Below are 15,320 nucleotides of genomic sequence, written 5' to 3' on the forward strand. Positions count from 1 at the left end.
TCAGTCAGCTACTCATTTCCTTTGTTTTTGGCAATGATGGCTTCGGCGATACTGCGAGGAACTTCCTCGTAGTGGCTGAACTCCATCGTGAAGGTGCCTCGACCCTGGGTCTTGGAGCGAATGTCGGTGGCATAGCCAAACATCTCCGCCAAGGGAACTTTGGCATTGACTTTGGTAATGCCGCCTTCTGTATTCATCCCCTCCATCTGGCCGCGGCGGGCGTTGATGTCCCCGATGACATCCCCCACAAAGGCTTCAGGGACTTCCACCTCGACCTTCATCATCGGCTCCAGCAGGGTAGGGCTTGCCCTGCGAGCGGCCTCCTTCAGAGCCATCGAACCGGCGATCTTGAAGGCCATTTCGCTGGAGTCCACCTCGTGGTAGGAGCCATCCACCAGGGTGGCGCGGATGTCAATCAGGGGATAGCCCGCCAGCACACCGGATTCGCAGGCTTCTCGGATCCCTTGCTCAGCCGGCCCAATGTATTCCTTGGGCACAACGCCACCCACAATTTTGGAAACGAACTCAAACCCTGTACCCGGCTCCGCCGGCTCTAGGTCGATCACCACATGGCCGTACTGGCCACGGCCACCGCTCTGGCGAACAAACTTGCCTTCCACGCGGCTGACCGGCTTGCGAATGGTTTCGCGGTAGGCCACCTGTGGGTTACCAACATTGGCTTCTACGTTGAACTCCCGCAGCATCCGATCCACCAAGATCTCCAGGTGCAGCTCGCCCATCCCAGAGATGATGGTTTGATTGGTCTCGGGATCCACAGACACGCGGAAGGTGGGATCCTCCTTGGCCAGGGCCTGCAGGGCCTTGGAGAGCTTATCGATATCGGCTTTGGTTTTGGGTTCTACAGCCACTGAGATCACCGGCTCTGGGATGAACAGTGACTCCAGGATCACCGGCGCATTTTCGTCGCAGAGGGTGTCCCCAGTAGTGGTGTCCTTGAGGCCCACCACAGCTCCCAGATCTCCTGCCCGCAGCTCATCCACGTCCAAGCGTTCATCGGCCTTCAGCACCACCAACCGCGAAATTCGCTCCTTCTTGTTCTTGGTGGAGTTGAGCACATAAGTACCTTTGGTCAACACCCCCGAGTAGACGCGAATAAAGGTGAGATCCCCGTACTTATCACTCATCAACTTGAAGGCCAGGGCGGAGAAGGGCTCATCGTCGCTGGCACGGCGGGACACTTCTGAGCCATCTGGCAGCACCCCCTTGATGGCCGGAATATCCACAGGCGAGGGCAGGTAATCCACCACTGCATCCAGCAGCATCTGGACTCCCTTGTTCTTGAAGGCAGAGCCACACAGCATGGGCACAATTTGGCCGCTGATCGTGCCTTTGCGCAGACCCGCCATCAAGTCGGCTTCGCTCAGATCTTCTTCGGCGAAGTACTTTTCCATCAGAGCTTCGTCCGTCTCGGCCACTGCTTCCACCAGCTTGGCCCGATACTCTGCCACGAGATCTTTCATCTCCTCAGGGATGGGGGCCGGACGAATGTCTTTGCCGATCTCATCCATATAAATGCGGGCTTGCATCCGCACCAAGTCAACAATGCCGCAAAACCCGTCTTCGGCACCGATGGGCAGTTGGATGGGCACAGCATTGGCCTTGAGGCGCTCTCGGATCTGGTTGTAAACCTTGAGGAAATTGGCCCCCATGCGATCCATTTTGTTGACGAAGGCAATGCGGGGCACATTGTAACGATTGGCTTGCCGCCAGACGGTCTCAGACTGAGGCTGCACGCCGCCCACCGAGTCAAAGACGGCGATCACCCCATCCAGCACCCGCATGGAGCGCTCAACTTCAATGGTGAAATCGACGTGCCCAGGAGTATCGATGATGTTGATGGTGTACTCCGGTGCGCCGGAGAGGGGCTGGGAAGGATTTACGGGATCCCGCTTAGTCCAACGGGTGGTGATGGCCGCAGCAGTGATGGTGATGCCCCGCTCCCGCTCCTGGGCCATCCAATCGGTGACCGCAGTTCCGTCGTGAACTTCGCCAATTTTGTGCACCAGACCGGAGTAGAAGAGAATCCGCTCTGTGGTCGTGGTCTTGCCAGCATCGATGTGAGCCGCGATGCCGATGTTTCGGACTCGTTCTAGGGGAACTGTGCGTGCCACGTCAACCTCCCAATCCTCGTCGCCCTGCGACTTGGGCAAACTAAAAAATCCTTTACAATTCTAATCTTTTTTGCCGATTTTTCTCCACCTCGCTGGAACTCGGGCTGGGCAGAACAGGGATCCCAAAAGTCTCCACTGCTCCGCCAGGCTAGTTCAGTAGCGGTAGTGGGCAAAGGCCTTGTTGGCCTCGGCCATGCGATGCACCTCTTCCCGCCGTCGAATGGCGCTGCCGGTTTCGTTGGCTGCATCGATCAGCTCATTGGCCAACTTGGCGGCCATGGTGCGACCTGGACGAGTGCGCGAAAAGGTCACCAACCAGCGCAGCGCTAGGGAAGTGCCCCGTTCTCCTCTCACCTCCACAGGCACCTGATAAGTGGCTCCGCCCACCCGGCGGGCTTTCACCTCCACCAGTGGGGTGGCGTTGCGAACAGCATTTTCCAGCAAGGGCAGTGGGTCTTGGCCGGTGCGCTCCCGCACAATGTCCAGAGCTTCATAGAGGATCCTGGCAGCCAGGGATGCCTTACCCCTCATCATCAACTTGCGGATCAGCATGGTAACCAGACGGCTCCCATACTTGGGATCCGGGGGCACATCACGACGAGGGGCACGGTTGCGGCGAGACATAGGAGCTGGGTTGCTTGTTCAGATGAGGATGGCAGAAAGAAAGATGACGAGTGGGATATGGAGGGTTGAGGGTGAGGGCAAAGCTATTTTTTCTTGCCAGCGGCGGCTGGAGCTTGGCCCGGCTTGGGCCGTTTCGCCCCGTATTTGGAGCGGCCTTGTTTGCGGTCTTTGACCCCTGCAGCGTCGAGGGTGCCCCGGATAATGTGGTAACGCACGCCGGGCAAATCCTTAACCCGCCCACCGCGAATCATGACCACAGAGTGCTCCTGCAGGTTGTGGCCGATGCCAGGAATGTAGGCAGTGACCTCAAAGCCGGAAGTGAGGCGAACGCGAGCCACTTTTCTCAGGGCCGAGTTGGGCTTTTTGGGCGTTGTCGTGTACACTCGGGTGCAAACCCCCCGCCGCTGTGGACAAGCCTTCAGGGCAGGGGACTTGGTTTTGCGAGCGGCAACGCTGCGCTCCTCACGGATCAGTTGCTGAATGGTGGGCATGGGCTGGCAGAGAAGGTCACGGCTTAAATTTTAAATTATCCGGTTGAATTATCCGGCGATATTGAATCCTAGCAAGGCGGGATCCCAGCGTCAACTTGGGGATGGACTGCTGGGCTGTTAGCCTGGCCGAGTCTGAATTTCGGCCTCGTTCCCCCCTTGCCTCAGCTTTTTAGGAGACTCTGCACACCAGAAAGGATCCCTAGCAGACGATGGGCTGGTTAGATTGGTGGATTGTGCCTCCATGTCCGCTTTGCCGGCGCCCTGCCAAGGCCGTGTTCTGTCAAGACTGTCAAAAGCGGTTGCAGGCGGAGCGCCTTGCCACTTGGCCAGTCACCACCTCGCCTTGGCCACTTTACGCCTGGGGGATCCACCGGGGGGCGCTGCGCAGGGCCATCTATTGCCTGAAGTACGAAGGACAACGGCGCATTGGCTCGGTTTTGGGAGAATGGCTGGGATCCCGCTGGGTGGAAAGCCGACAGCCGTCTTCAGGCTCCCGTAGGGCCTATGGCTTGGACTATACGGTGGTGCCCATCCCGCTTCATGCGGAGCGCCTGCGGCAACGGGGCTACAACCAAGCCGCCTTGATCAGCCAAGCCTTTTGCCAGCGGACAGGTCTGAGACATTGGCCTGAGGCTCTGGTGCGGGTGCGGGCCACAGCGGCTCAACATGAGCTCAACCCGCTGCAACGACAGCACAACTTGGCCGGGGCCTTTGCCCTGAAACAAGTTCCGGCCACACCGGTGTTGCTGGTGGATGACATCTACACCACCGGCTCTACTGTGCAAGCCGCCCAGCAGGTATTGGCCGCTGCCGGGATCCCGGTGGCCGGAGTAGTTGTCGTCGCCCAAACCCCAAAAGCTGCCTGTCCAGCCTGGCCCGGAACCCCAGCCCCTATCCCGCCTCCAGCAGATTAAAGGCCGTAACAAACATAAAGTCACAAAACTCGCGCACCAAGTTCGGATCCCGCCAGCCCTTGCGGGTTTCCTCCCGCAGCACTTCCAGGGCCTGTTCGGCGGTCAGGGCCGGTTTGTAGGGGCGAGGGGAGATCAGAGCGTCGAAGATGTCGATCACCTGAAAGACGCGGGCCAACAGAGGGATCTCTTCGCCTGCCAGCCCATCCGGGTAGCCGCTGCCATCCCAACGCTCGTGGTGGTGGCGGATGATCGGCAGCACATCCTGCATGGTGCGCAAGCCCCGACAGATGTCTTCGCCAATCAACACATGGGATTTCATGATCTCCCATTCTTCCGGGGTATGCTTGCCCTGCTTGCACAAAATCGCATCCGGGATCCCGACTTTGCCGATGTCGTGCAGGTAGCCGCCCCAGCGCAGGGCCTTGATCTGTTGACGAGACAGCCCCAAGTAACGACCAAACTGTTCCCCCATGGCCACCAAGCGTTCGCAATGGTCACCCGTGGTGGGATCCCGACTTTCCACGGCGCGGGCAATGGCAAACAACACCTTGGCGGCGTGATCCAGATCTTCGTTCAAACGCTTTTGGTGGATGGATGAGCGTACCCGCGCCAGCAGCTCCACGTGATCGAAGGGCTTGGTCAAAATGTCGTCGGCCCCCACCTGCATCCCCATCAGGCGATTGGAGCGGTCGGTCAGGGCAGTGATCAGCACAACGGGGATCAGGCGGGTCAGCTCATTGGCCTTCAGTTGCCGGCAGACATCGAACCCGCTCATGTTCGGCATCAGCACATCCAACAGCACCAAGTCTGGCCGAAGCCGCTCCACAGCCTCCAAAGCCTCTTCGCCGTTGGTGGCCTCGCTCACGCGGAAGTGGGCCGACCGCAACAGCTCACCGATGTAGAGGCGGCTGCTGGCCTGATCGTCCACCACCAAAACATGATCCGCCTCCGCCAGCTTCGGGTTTAGACGGGGAAAGGGGGTGTGAGTCAGGCGGGAGTTCATGGCGGCCAAAATCTAGTCTTGCATCGAGTACGAGCTTTCCCCCTCAGCCGGATTCGGCGCAACCCCACAGGGGATCCCAGTCCAAACACTTGGCGGTAGGATGTCAACGAACTCGAATGACATCCCTTCGCCTTCACATCTGGACACACTTTATACTCAGACTTTTAAGTCTGTAATCCGCAACTTTGCTGAACCTACTGCGCTCTTTGTAAGGCTGCCTGATGGGGATCCACATTGAGAAACACGGTGGCATCGCCCTCGACACGGATGATGCGCAAAGGGGGCAGCGAGTCCGTCGGGTTTTGGATGCGCTCTTGCAGCTTCTCGTAGAACAGCAGATCCGCCAGTTGCGCGTTCTGCGCTGCCGCTTGTCCTTTCAGCTCAATGGCCCGCTGGTTGGCCGCCGCCAGGATTAACAGTCGCTCCGTCTCTTTTTCCTGGATCTGCGCCCGTACTGCCGCCGTCTGTGCTGTAATCGAGGCCACCTGTTTGCGTTCAATCGAGTCTCTTAAGGCTTGTGGGAAATCGGGGTTGCCCAGAAACAGGCTCTCCACCTGCACCAGAGGCAGGGTTTGGCCATCGCGGTTGACAGTAGGCATCTCTTGGCGAATCAAGTCCAGCGCTCGTTGTTCGATGGCGGCCCGCTGGCTTTTCCGGTAGAAGTCTTCCGAATCGAAAGAGGCGGAGATATCCCGAATTTTGGAGCGCACCACTGGCACCACCACCGTGGAAAGATAGTTCTCGCCGATGCTGGCGTGCAGCTCATCCAAAGTGGCGAGGTTGGGCTTGAGGGCAATGGCCACATCGATGACAAAGGCTTGTCCATCGGCGGTGTTCACCGTGATGGCGTTGCTGATGGCATTGGCCGAGGCGGGGTTGTTGGTAAACTCCCAAACGCGGGTGAGCACGGTGTAGGTGATCGGCGTCTCGATCCCCGGGATCCGGAAGATGGCCCCTGGCAGTTCCACCCGCCCCTTCTGCAACCCGGAAAAGGTATTGAAAACTACAGTGGCATGTCCGGGCAAAGTGACGTACAGGCAAGCGCGGAGCACTCCCAGGGCCGCCAAGACGGCGATCCCTCCCGCGGTCAGCCAACCGGCTCTGCTGTGGGGTGCTTCTCCTGTTGGATACATGGCGGCTGCTCCCGTTTTAGGGTCGGTGAGAAGAGCTGAGGAAATTGGGGACAGGCTAAAAGGATTGATTTCCTGTTGAGTTATTTGGTGATCAAAGTTTCCAGACGGGATCCCAGTACCGCGGCTTTGACCACCTCTAGGTACTGCGGATTTTGGGTGAGGGCCTGTGCTTTGGCTCTCAATTGACCGGCTTCCGCCTCAGCTTGAGAAATGATGGCGCGGGCATCTTGGCGGGCCTGCTCGATCTCAAATTGCTTTTGCGCCAGTTGATTTTCGGCAATGGTCTTTGCCTCAATTGCCGCTACAAAATCAGGATCGAAATCCACATCCCGCAGCAGAAAATCCAAAACCTCGATGCCGTATTCCTTCAGCAGAAGAGCCACCCGTTCGCGGATTTGGCCCTGGAGCAGCGGGCGCTCCGTGGAATACAGAGCCTGGGCGGAAAAGCCGCTGGTCTCGTTCAGGATGACCGACCGAACAATGGGAGCGATGCGATCCAGGTAGTTCTCCCCCAGTTGTGTGTAGACTTTGGGGGCGTCCACAATGCGAAACTGCAGCGTCGCCTCAGCCGCAATCTGCTGCCCATCCTGAGAAAGGGCCACCAGCCGCGGCGCGTAGGCAGTCGGGTCGTTGTCCTTCCAGGTGAGGGCCTGCGTTTTTACATCGAAGGTAACCGTGCGCGAGACAAAAGGCGGCACCCAATGGAGACCAGGCTGCAAAGCCATCGGGCTCACCCCCCCTCCCCAGGTGAACACCACCATATTTTCTCCGTTGCCCACCAGTCGCAGCGGCCTGCCCATCGCCACTAGGATCAATACGGCTCCGGCAAGGGTGGCCTTGGGCAACCAGCGACCAACTCGCCTTTCCCAACCTTCTGCTCGCATCTCCCCATCTCCTGCGCATGCAGCCATTCTCGCGGCTGTGGGGAAATGAGGCTGAGAAATCGCCGCTATCTTTTAAGTTTTCTCCAGGGATCCCGCGAGAGATCCCGCGCTTGCTCGCCCACTGTTCTCAACGATGTCGAGAACTCTACAAAGTTTACAAAAGATTACTTCATACTTTGCAAAGACCCGTGACAGACAAGCGAAAAGGGAAGAAGATTAAAACATAATAAAGATTTGGGTTGCCGTTCATGCTACCTACTGTCGACTACGAGCGGCGAGACATCCAGGTGCCACCCTCGTGCATTCCCGCTGCCGCCCAGGCCTTGATCCGGCAGGGGGTATCCATCTGCTGGCGGGAAGAGAGCCTGTCTGCCCTAATTCGTCTCGGATCCAAAGGCGCCGCCGACCGGGCCGCCATTTTGCTGGTGGAAATGAGCCTCATGGGCCAACCGGAAGAGCTAAAAAACTGGCTGGAGATGTGCTGGCAACTGCCCGCTTGTCTCAGGGAACCGCTGCAGGTGTAGGATAAAGGATCACTGCAGTTCAAGAGCCTGCCTCGTCGAGGAGAAACTGGCTGCCGTAGCCGGTAACGATGCGGGTTCCATCTTTGAGGATATGAATTTCCACCTGGTCACTGGCCCAATTAAGCTGGTTTTGCAAGGCGGGGTTGAAGACGTGCACCCGCTGGTTGCGGGAAGAGACCAGCGAGTGGGGGGAGTGAATGGCCTGAGATTGGAGATAGGGGCCGTCCACTAAAATATCCAGCTCTTGCAGCAGCTCCTGGGCGCCGGGAGGAGCTTGGGGGGAGTGCAACTGTTCTAGGGTAAAGCCGGTAAAAGACATCACTGTCAGCCCTTTGGCCTTGAGAAGCCGCGCCAAGCTGGCCAGGGCAGGAGCCTGCCAGAAGGGTTCCCCGCCGGAGAAGGTTACCCCTTGATTTTTGGGGTTGCTTAGGATTTGGGCTGCTAGGTCGGTCACGCTCACCAGTTGATGGATGACAAACGGCCAGGAAGCCGGGTTGAAACAGCCTGGGCACTCCCGCAAGCAGCCCTGCACCCACACCACCGCACGGCAGCCCGGCCCATTCACTTCCGACTCGTCCACATACCCCATCAGGTTGAGATAGCCGGGAGGAATCTGGGCCAGAAAGCTCAGCGCCATCTCTGCCTTGGACATGGATCACCCGCTGCAAAACCTCTTGAGGCTATTCTTAGCCTAATTGGCAGCTATGCTCATAAGGCAGTCATGAATCAATAATTAACGCTTGAGAACGATTGAGGCTCGTAGTTGCAAAAACAGGATAACTGGGAGGCTGCTGAGAAAGCTGCCTGGTCTGGAAACCGGCCCTACTCCAATTGCGCCCTCAGGGTTTGCACTCCCCGTCGCGACCAGCTCACCGCTCCAGCTCGATCGGCTACGTAGAGGGGCCGTTGTTTTTGCCGAAACCAGGCAGTCACTGCTTCGCTGACAGGGCCAGAGCTGATGCCCGCCTGCACCTGAAAGCGCTCCAACAGATCCAGAATCAGGGATCCCCCGTCCCACCACAGCCAGTCGATCTGGGCCGGCATCAGCGGGGATCCGGTTAGCTCGGCTTGCACATGGGTGCCGGCAGAGCCCAGCAGCAGCCAATGGGATCCCTCTGTTTCTAAAGTCAACACCAGGGGGTTGGTGTGGATGGCCTGTAGGCTCAACCGCTGCGACACCGGGATCCGGTCGGCAGGCTGCAACACTCGATAGGGGATCCCGGCAGCTTGCACAGCACTGAGGGAGCGCAGGTAACTTTCGGAAGCCGCATTAGCCCCTCCCCCATCCCAGAATTGCCCAATTGCGTTGGCGGGACGTACTCCTTTGGAGAAAGCCGACAGCAGGATCTCCCAGCCGCCATTGGCAGAGCCGGCGGAGGTCATGGCCACCGCCCCGTCCAGACGGCGCAAGCCCTGCTGCCGCAAAAAGGGCAACACCGTGCGTTCTGCCAAACGGGGATCCCCGCTGTTGAGCAAGAGGTGGCGTCCTTCCGCTTGAATGGCCAGGATGGGAATTCGTCCACTGGCCAAGGCGGTAATTTGGACCGGCGGCCCCGGCCACAACCCCGGCCCCAACAGGATCCCGACCAGGATCAAGGCAGTGCCCTGCCAGCGGAAGGCCTGTCGCCACCGCGGCCAAAAGGTCACGGCCACCAGCGCCCCGTAGAGGAGCAAGCACTGGAGCAGAGAAACTCCGCCGGTGTAGTAGGAGCTGAAGGGCCAACCGGCTATCCAGCTCACCCAGTTGATCAAAGGCGTGAGAAGCAGCCCTAGGGGCCTTGCCAGCAGGGATCCCAGCCCTGGAGAGAGTAAAGCCACAAAGGCCACCCCGAACCCCGCCACCAGCAGCGGCAGCAACAGGATCATCAGCAGGGGATTGGCCAGCAGTGAATAGGTGGGGATGCGGCCAAAGATGGCCACCTGCAGCGGCAAAGTCCAGATCTGGGCGGCCAGAGGAACGGCCAAGGCGGTGGCCACTGCCGGGGGTAAAAAGTCCAAGCGGGAAACGATGGGAGCTGTCCCCACCAGCAGGCCCAGGGTGGCGGCGAAGCTGAGCTGGAACCCCAAATCCGTAATCCACATGGGCTGATAGATTAGCAACACCACCGCCACCACCAGCAACGTGCCCAGCGGATTGAGCCTAACTTTTCCCTGCAGGCGCGGCTCCGTCAGCACCACCATGGCTGCTGCCCCCATCAGTGCTGCCCGCAACACCGAAGGGCTGAACCCCGTGAGGGCGATATAAAGCCCCAGCACCGCCAGGATGATCCCCTGCTGCAGGCGCACCGCCAGCCGGCGCGTCAGGACAAACACCACCCCCACCAACAGCGACACATGAAACCCAGAGGCGGCCAGCGCATGGGCCATGCCGATTTCCCGTAAGGCATCCTGCAAGTCGAAATCCAATTGGGCGGCCCGGGATCCCAGCACCAAGGAAGCCAACAGATTCCCCTGCCGCTCCCCCAATCCAGCAACGAACGCCTCTCGCACCCGCCGCCGCAACACCCAGCCCCCCCAACCTCTTCCCCCCGGCTGCAGGATCACCTCACGGGCGCTGAAGCCGGCAAAAGCCCCCTGGCGCTGCAGGTAGGCTTGAAAATCAAAGCTGCCCGGGTTCAAGGCCGGACTGGGAAGGTACAGGGATCCCGTCAGGCGCACCCGTTGGTTGGGGTGGAGATCCTTGTCCTGGAGGGCCTCAGGGCCGGTGGTGACGTAGAGCTTGCCGCTGACCTGGCGGGCCGTGGAGTCGGCGTTGAGCACCTGCTCTGCTCTCAGCCAAAATTGCCGCCGTTCGCTGCGGGTGGGACGAGGTTCCGAGAGGACGGTGCCCACCAAGTTCATCTGCTGCTGGGGGGCCAACAGACTGATATCCGTCGGGCCGGGAAAAGGCTGCCGCCAACCCAGGTAACCCCAAGCTAGACACCCCACCAGCCCCATCGCCAGCCAAGTGCGGGCCAAACGCAGTCGCCGCCGACACAGCAGGGATCCCGCCAGCCCCAATCCCAGCAGGATCCCCCAGCCCCACCCGGCAGCCTGGGGCCAAGCCCGCACCAGCAGGCCCAAGATCCAGCCCAACCCCAGCAGATAGGTTCTTTCCATGTGCCGCAGACCCGTCTGCCCCCCACTGTACCGATGTGGTCAAGCGGGATCCATTGCGTTGTCTTAACCTTGCTCGCCTGCCGAAAGAATTGTACCGAAAGAATTGTATTAAAGGATACTCTTTCTCGACCTTGGCAAAGGGAGTGTAGATTAGGGCTGGTCGCGCCAGCGGGATGTAGTCCTTGGCAGTTTCCTGCGCCGGCATCCTGAAAACGACCCTAAAACGACCCTAAGTTATCTGTCCCCTTCCCCGCTGTTTCCCCTAGACCCTATGCGCATCCGATCCATCCGCGTTCTCAGTGGCCCCAACTACTGGAGCATCCGTCGTCATAAGCTGATTCAAATGCGGCTTGATCTGGAAGACTTGCAGGAGCGACCCACCAACACCATCCCGGGTTTCAAAGAAAGGTTGGAGGCCCTGTTGCCGGGACTGTGGGAACACCAGTGCTCCCGCGGCTGCTATGGGGGATTCTTGCAACGGGTGGAAGAGGGCACCCTCATGGGCCATGTGGTGGAGCATGTGGCCTTGGAACTGCAGACTCTGGCCGGCATGAAAGTGGATTTTGGCCGCACCCGCGAAACCTCCACCCCCGGCACCTACAACGTCGTGTTCGAGTATCAAGAGGCAGAGGCCGGGCGCTTTGCGGCCAAAGCTGCAGTCTACCTCTGTCAGGCTTTGGTGGATGGAGAAGACTACCGCCGCGACCTAGAACTGGACATTCAAGAGTTGCGAGAGATCCGAGAGAACGTCCGCTTCGGCCCCAGCACCCAAGCTTTGCTGGACGAGGCCGCCCTGCGCGGGATCCCCTATCTGCGCCTCAACAAGGGATCCCTGGTGCAACTGGGGTACGGCGTCTACCAAAAGCGCATCGAAGCCACCACCACTGAAAAAACCAGCATCATTGCCGCCGACCTGGCCGCCGACAAGCAGGCCACCAAAGAACTGCTGCAGGACATGGGGATCCCGGTGCCCAAGGGCTATACGGTGCGTCGCCGCAGCGAGTTGGCAGCCACCATCGAGGATGTCGGGGGCTTTCCGGTGGTGATCAAGCCCCTTAACGCCAACCACGGCAAGGGCATCACCGTCAACATCACCAGCCTGGAAGCCGCCGAGATCGCCTACGATGCCGCCAGCCAATACTCCGATGTGGTGTTGGTGGAAAAGCACCTGGTGGGGGATGACTACCGACTGCTGGTGATCAACAACAAGCTGGTGGCTGTGGCCAAGCGGATCCCAGCCTATGTGGTGGGAGATGGCCGCTCCACCATTCAAGAGCTGATCGACGAAGTCAACAGGGATCCGCGGCGGGGGTTTGGCCACGAAAACGTGCTGACCCAAATTAGCGTTGACGACATGACCCTGCGCATCCTCGAAAGCAAAGGCTACACCCTGGATACAGTGCTGCCCGAAGGAGAACATTGCACCCTCAAATCCACCGCCAACCTGAGCACCGGAGGCATCGCCGTCGATTGCACCGATATCATCCATCCCTACAACGCCTTCATTGCCGAACGGGCAGCTCAGATCATCGGCCTGGATGTGGCGGGCATCGACCTCATCTGCCCGGACATTGCCCAGCCCGTCAACGAAACCGGTGGCGGCATTGTCGAGGTGAACGCTTCTCCGGGTTTGCGCATGCACCTGGCCCCCAGCGAAGGGATCCCGCGCAATGTGGCTGAGCCCATCATCGACATGCTCTTTCCCCCCGGCAGCCACACCCGCATCCCCATCCTGGCCGTCACCGGCACCAACGGCAAAACCACCACCACCCGCCTGATCGCCCACATCCTCAAAGGCATCGGCAAGCGGGTCGGCTTCACCACCACCGACGGCGTTTACATCCAAAACCATCAAATTGCCAAGGGAGACATGACCGGCCCCCACAGCGCCCGCCTGGTGCTCAGGGATCCCACCGTAGAAGTGGCGGTGCTGGAAACGGCGCGGGGCGGCATTTTGCGAGAGGGTCTGGGGTTCCCGGAATGCGATATCGGCGTGGTGCTCAACGTAACCTCAGATCACTTGGGGTTAGGGGATATCGAAACCCTGGAAGACATGGCCCGCGTCAAATCCGTCTTGGTGGAAGCGGTACACGAGCGGGGCTACGCTGTCTTGAATGCCGATGATGGTCTGGTGGCCGCCATGGCCGCCAATGTCAAGGCGACAGTGGCCTATTTCAGCATGAACCCGGAAAATCCCCTCATTCAAAAGCACATTGCTTCCGGGGGCATAGCAGCTGTCTATGAAGAGGGCCACATCTCCATTTTGAAACGGGGCTGGAAACTGCGCATAGAAGATGTAACCAAAATTCCCCTCACCCTCTCTGGCAAGGCCAGCTTCATGATCCAAAATGTGCTGGCCGCTACTTTGGCAGCCTTCCTGCACGGGGTTTCCATCGACGACATCCGCATGGCACTGGGCACCTTCACCAGTTCTGTGGCCCAAACCCCTGGTCGCCTCAACTTGTTCGATGTGGGGGGCTACCAAGTGCTGGTGGACTATGCCCACAACCCAGCAGGTTACGAAGCCATTCAAAGTACCCTGGAGCGCTGGGATTGCCAACGAAAAATTGGGGTTATCGGCGGGCCTGGGGATCGGCGCAACAGCGACCTACGAGAGTTGGGAGTCCTGGCAGCGCGCATGTTCGACCGAGCCATTGTCAAAGAAGATGATGACCGGCGAGGACGGGAACCAGGCGAGGTGGCCGCCCTAATCCGGCAGGGTTGGGAACAGGAAAAGGCAGGGGATCGTCTGCAGGAAATCTTGGATGAGGCTACTGCCATCGAAACCGCTCTGGAGAAAGCCGAACCCGGAGACCTGGTGGTGATCTTTCCGGCAGATGTGCAGCGCACCATCCAGATCATCACCCGCTTTCAAGACAAGCTCAATCCCAAACCCAGTTACCGTGGCTCCTCCTACAGCATTGGCCCAGATTTGATCTCCCCCAGCCCTGACGTCAAACTGTCTTAGGCTGGCTGCCGACAACTCCAGAGTGCTCTATGGCCTCCATTCCTGGACAGACATCGAGAATTGAGTGGGCGGAGGTGACCCATAAGTCCTCGGCGGCGATATCCTAAGTTTAGGCTGGCGGGGGCGGGTGACTTGTCTTTTGGGAAGCAGCAGGTGTTCGGCTCAGGGGATCCCCGGCTTTTCAGAAGCCTTAACCGTTCTAAAAAAGTCTGAGGGATGGCAGACAGAACTTTGGGGATCCCAAAAGGTCTAAAGACTCCGTCTCGCCGACGCGATGGGAATGTCGTTAGGGTAGTTGTGAATTTGGCAAGGAAAACAGCTCATGGACAGCGCTCTGCTTCAAGCGGCTCGCCAGATTTATCAATTTCATCTGCAGTATCGACCGGAAGTGCTGGAGCAACCTCCGCGGGGGGTAGTTATTCACCGCCGTACCCTGCGAGGGGATCTGATCTTTTCCGAGTTTCCCATTCTCTTGCCCCAGGAAACTTTTATTCCGCTGCAGCAGTTGGAGCCGCTGCGGTGAGGCACGAGGTCGGCGCTGACAGAGCAGATCCTTCCTTTTTCTGCCTTTAGGGACTCCGTCCTGCCGACGCGATGGGAATGGCTGCCATGCTCGAGATTCTCCCCTACTGCACAACGCTCACATGATGTGGCTGAGCATGATGTGGCTGAGCAGCGCCGACGCCAACAGAATCTGGGAGCTGCGCCTGTTGGCCTGGGTGCTGGTGCTGGTGTTGGGGGCCTGTGTGGGCAGCTTCTTGAACGTGGTGGTCTATCGTCTGCCGCAGGGCCTTTCTCTGCTCCATCCCGGATCCCATTGTCCAAGCTGCAAGACGCCGCTGGGCCCCACGGAGAACATTCCCATCCTAGGCTGGTTGTTGCTGCGCGGTCGCTGCCGCCATTGTGGAGCGCAGATTAGCTGGCGCTACCCTGCCGTTGAGGCGTTGACAATGGGCCTGTTTGCCCTCAGCATCGGCGCTTTGGGGTTTTCTGCCCAAGGGATCCTCACCTGCATCTTGTTGAGCTGGCTGTTGGCCCTGGCGCTCATCGATCTGGATACCTTTTTGCTGCCGGAGGAGCTGACCCGTTCAGGCCTGGTGGTGGGGCTTTTGGCCCGCCTGGCTCTGCCGTGGCTCCAGGGATCCGGATCCCTGGCCGCTACAGGCCTGTCACTGGTGGAAGGGATTGCAGGAGCTGTGCTGGGCCTCTGGCTGCTGGAGGGCATTGGCCTCTTGGCCCGTTGGGTCTTGGGGCGGGAGGCTATGGGCGGGGGAGATGGCAAGCTGTTGGCCCTGATCGGCATGTGGTTGGGCTGGCAGGGGGTGGTGGTGGCCCTTCTTTTGGGTTCCGGGTTTGGCCTGCTGGCTAGCTTGCTGGCCATGACCAAGGGGCGGGCCCGCCTGGGAAAGCCCATCCCCTTCGGCCCCTACTTGGCTATGGGCGGAGGGGTAGCCGCTCTAGCCGGATCCCAACTGGTGGAGGGCTACCTGCGCTGGCTTGACCTGGTGGGGTAGAGGGAACGTCCATTCAACATTGGATACTTCATGT

13 protein-coding genes are annotated in these 15,320 nt (G+C 59.4%); 5 read left to right on the forward strand and 8 right to left on the reverse strand.

Annotated elements, in window-relative coordinates:
• Nucleotides 1–8 precede the first annotated feature (8 nt).
• From fusA to rpsL, 3 genes are all read right to left on the reverse strand, one after another.
• Nucleotides 9–2,132, reverse strand: coding sequence for an elongation factor G (gene fusA, locus ACVWYY_RS00520; RefSeq protein ID WP_457439255.1), 2,124 nt, complete (start codon nt 2,130–2,132; stop codon nt 9–11).
• Between the two features lie 153 nt (nt 2,133–2,285).
• Nucleotides 2,286–2,756 (reverse strand): 30S ribosomal protein S7, encoded by a 471-nt coding sequence (rpsG, locus tag ACVWYY_RS00525; RefSeq protein ID WP_011432554.1) that lies wholly within the window; start codon nt 2,754–2,756, stop codon nt 2,286–2,288.
• An 83-nt stretch (nt 2,757–2,839) separates the two neighbouring features.
• Complete coding sequence (rpsL, locus tag ACVWYY_RS00530; protein ID WP_011432553.1) at nt 2,840–3,247, reverse strand: 30S ribosomal protein S12; 408 nt, start codon at nt 3,245–3,247, stop codon at nt 2,840–2,842.
• Between the two features lie 272 nt (nt 3,248–3,519).
• On the opposite strand from rpsL, the gene ACVWYY_RS00535 reads away from it, so the two are divergent.
• Complete coding sequence (locus ACVWYY_RS00535; protein ID WP_457439257.1) at nt 3,520–4,161, forward strand: ComF family protein; 642 nt, start codon at nt 3,520–3,522, stop codon at nt 4,159–4,161.
• On the opposite strand, the gene ACVWYY_RS00540 is transcribed toward ACVWYY_RS00535, so the two are convergent.
• The 3 genes from ACVWYY_RS00540 to ACVWYY_RS00550 form a co-directional block, all read right to left on the reverse strand.
• Nucleotides 4,139–5,164 carry an HD-GYP domain-containing protein gene (locus tag ACVWYY_RS00540; RefSeq protein WP_457402137.1) on the reverse strand — a complete coding sequence of 342 codons (1,026 nt, stop codon included), beginning with the start codon at nt 5,162–5,164 and terminating at the stop codon, nt 4,139–4,141. The two genes, ACVWYY_RS00535 and ACVWYY_RS00540, sit on opposite strands and share 23 nt — an antisense overlap.
• 194 nt (nt 5,165–5,358) lie before the next feature.
• A complete protein-coding gene (locus tag ACVWYY_RS00545) occupies nt 5,359–6,297 on the reverse strand; it encodes a prohibitin family protein (RefSeq protein WP_457402135.1) in 939 nt (312 codons plus the stop codon).
• Nucleotides 6,298–6,377: 80 nt separating this feature from the next.
• Nucleotides 6,378–7,181 carry a prohibitin family protein gene (locus ACVWYY_RS00550; RefSeq protein WP_414413669.1) on the reverse strand — a complete coding sequence of 268 codons (804 nt, stop codon included), beginning with the start codon at nt 7,179–7,181 and terminating at the stop codon, nt 6,378–6,380.
• A 248-nt stretch (nt 7,182–7,429) separates the two neighbouring features.
• Between ACVWYY_RS00550 and ACVWYY_RS00555 the strand changes: the two genes are divergently transcribed.
• The gene (locus tag ACVWYY_RS00555) at nt 7,430–7,705 is read left to right on the forward strand and encodes a hypothetical protein (RefSeq protein ID WP_414330279.1); all 276 of its coding nucleotides are present in this window, start codon (nt 7,430–7,432) and stop codon (nt 7,703–7,705) included.
• Between the two features lie 19 nt (nt 7,706–7,724).
• Here ACVWYY_RS00555 and ACVWYY_RS00560 read toward each other — a convergent pair whose 3' ends face one another.
• The gene (locus ACVWYY_RS00560) at nt 7,725–8,357 is read right to left on the reverse strand and encodes a 4Fe-4S single cluster domain-containing protein (RefSeq protein ID WP_414330282.1); all 633 of its coding nucleotides are present in this window, start codon (nt 8,355–8,357) and stop codon (nt 7,725–7,727) included.
• 170 nt (nt 8,358–8,527) lie between these two features.
• The gene (locus ACVWYY_RS00565) at nt 8,528–10,804 is read right to left on the reverse strand and encodes a ComEC/Rec2 family competence protein (RefSeq protein WP_457439259.1); all 2,277 of its coding nucleotides are present in this window, start codon (nt 10,802–10,804) and stop codon (nt 8,528–8,530) included.
• Between the two features lie 271 nt (nt 10,805–11,075).
• On the opposite strand from ACVWYY_RS00565, the gene cphA reads away from it, so the two are divergent.
• The 3 genes from cphA (at nt 11,076) to ACVWYY_RS00580 (ending at nt 15,286) form a co-directional block, all read left to right on the forward strand.
• A complete protein-coding gene (cphA, locus tag ACVWYY_RS00570; protein ID WP_457439261.1) occupies nt 11,076–13,772 on the forward strand; it encodes a cyanophycin synthetase in 2,697 nt (898 codons plus the stop codon).
• 322 nt (nt 13,773–14,094) lie between these two features.
• Nucleotides 14,095–14,295 (forward strand): hypothetical protein, encoded by a 201-nt coding sequence (locus ACVWYY_RS00575; RefSeq protein WP_011432545.1) that lies wholly within the window; start codon nt 14,095–14,097, stop codon nt 14,293–14,295.
• Nucleotides 14,296–14,416: 121 nt separating this feature from the next.
• Nucleotides 14,417–15,286, forward strand: a complete 870-nt coding sequence (locus ACVWYY_RS00580; RefSeq protein WP_457410976.1) for a prepilin peptidase — start codon at nt 14,417–14,419, stop codon at nt 15,284–15,286.
• Nucleotides 15,287–15,320 lie beyond the last annotated feature (34 nt).

This window comes from Thermostichus sp. MS-CIW-34, assembly GCF_054060435.1.

Coding starts and splice junctions, on each gene's coding strand:
- ACVWYY_RS00565 (WP_457439259.1), bottom strand. CDS start 10,804: ATGGAAAGAACCTATCTGCTGGGGTTGGGCTGGATCTTGGGCCTGCTG.
- ACVWYY_RS00555 (WP_414330279.1), top strand. CDS start 7,430: ATGCTACCTACTGTCGACTACGAGCGGCGAGACATCCAGGTGCCACCC.
- ACVWYY_RS00540 (WP_457402137.1), bottom strand. CDS start 5,164: ATGAACTCCCGCCTGACTCACACCCCCTTTCCCCGTCTAAACCCGAAG.
- ACVWYY_RS00580 (WP_457410976.1), top strand. CDS start 14,417: ATGATGTGGCTGAGCATGATGTGGCTGAGCAGCGCCGACGCCAACAGA.
- rpsG (WP_011432554.1), bottom strand. CDS start 2,756: ATGTCTCGCCGCAACCGTGCCCCTCGTCGTGATGTGCCCCCGGATCCC.
- rpsL (WP_011432553.1), bottom strand. CDS start 3,247: ATGCCCACCATTCAGCAACTGATCCGTGAGGAGCGCAGCGTTGCCGCT.
- ACVWYY_RS00550 (WP_414413669.1), bottom strand. CDS start 7,181: ATGCGAGCAGAAGGTTGGGAAAGGCGAGTTGGTCGCTGGTTGCCCAAG.
- ACVWYY_RS00575 (WP_011432545.1), top strand. CDS start 14,095: ATGGACAGCGCTCTGCTTCAAGCGGCTCGCCAGATTTATCAATTTCAT.
- ACVWYY_RS00545 (WP_457402135.1), bottom strand. CDS start 6,297: ATGTATCCAACAGGAGAAGCACCCCACAGCAGAGCCGGTTGGCTGACC.
- cphA (WP_457439261.1), top strand. CDS start 11,076: ATGCGCATCCGATCCATCCGCGTTCTCAGTGGCCCCAACTACTGGAGC.
- ACVWYY_RS00560 (WP_414330282.1), bottom strand. CDS start 8,357: ATGTCCAAGGCAGAGATGGCGCTGAGCTTTCTGGCCCAGATTCCTCCC.